General features: G+C 63.7%; 2 protein-coding genes. Both read left to right on the top strand.

All coding sequences use genetic code 11. From position 1 onward, the window contains the following. The coding region (locus tag EN925_RS37755) for an ATP-binding cassette domain-containing protein (protein ID WP_128337458.1) at window positions 1-388 on the top strand (388 nt) is incomplete at its 5' end. Then, a partial coding sequence (locus EN925_RS37750) for a biotin/lipoyl-binding protein (RefSeq protein WP_128337457.1) occupies window positions 381-878 on the top strand: 498 nt, incomplete at its 3' end. The genes EN925_RS37755 and EN925_RS37750, both read left to right, overlap by 8 nt.

Below are 878 nucleotides of genomic sequence, written 5' to 3'. Positions count from 1 at the left end.
CCCTCAGGGATTTCAGACCCGCATCGGGGAGGGGGGAGCAGCCCTGTCGGCAGGGCAGAGGCAACTCGTGGGTCTCGCCCGAGCACTTTATGGCGAGCCGTTCCTTGTCGTGCTCGACGAACCGAACTCGAACCTCGACGTGGATGGGGACGCTGCCCTGGCCGGCGCCATACGGGCAGTGCGTCAGCGCGGGGGCATCGTCATTGTCGTTGCGCATCGTCCCTCGGCACTCGCCAACATCGATCAGGTGCTGGTTATGTCGAACGGGACGGTTCATGCCTTTGGCTCGCGCGAGGAGGTCTTGGCGAACGTGCTCCGACCTTCACCGCCTGTTTCACCTCGGCCATCTTCTTTGGCGCCGATACCGGGGGTTGCCGGGCATGCATGAGGCTCTGCTCGAAACATTCGTCACCTTCTCGTCCTATGCTCGGACCCTTCGTGGCAGCAAAGGGCCTGCCGTGAGCTCGCCAGATCTGCCGGACGGTATTCGGGCCAACCTGATATTCGGCTTGGTGATTACAGGTCTGCTGGTCCTTGGCGGCGGCCTGTGGCTGGGATTGACCAAGATCGCCGGCGCCGTGGTTGCACCGGCCACCGTGGTGGTAGAAAGCAACGTCAAGAAGGTCCAGCATCAAACCGGAGGCACAGTGGGCGGAATCTTCGCGCAGGACGGAGATCATGTACGAGCCGGCGACGTGCTGGTCAGGCTGGATGACACGCTGACACGCGCGAACCTGCAAATCATCAGCGAGGATCTCGATCGCGCGACCGTTCGCCTCGCCCGGCTGGAGGCCGAGCGCACGGGCTTGGCGGAAATGCAGCTGCCGGTCGACCTGAAGGCGCGAATGAACCAACCGGAGCTGGCGGCGCTCGTCAAC

The sequence above is a fragment of the Mesorhizobium sp. M7A.F.Ca.US.006.04.2.1 genome, from assembly GCF_004022915.1.
GTDB lineage: Bacteria > Pseudomonadota > Alphaproteobacteria > Rhizobiales > Rhizobiaceae > Mesorhizobium > Mesorhizobium ciceri.
This window is presented reverse-complemented; position numbering and strand designations above follow the sequence as displayed.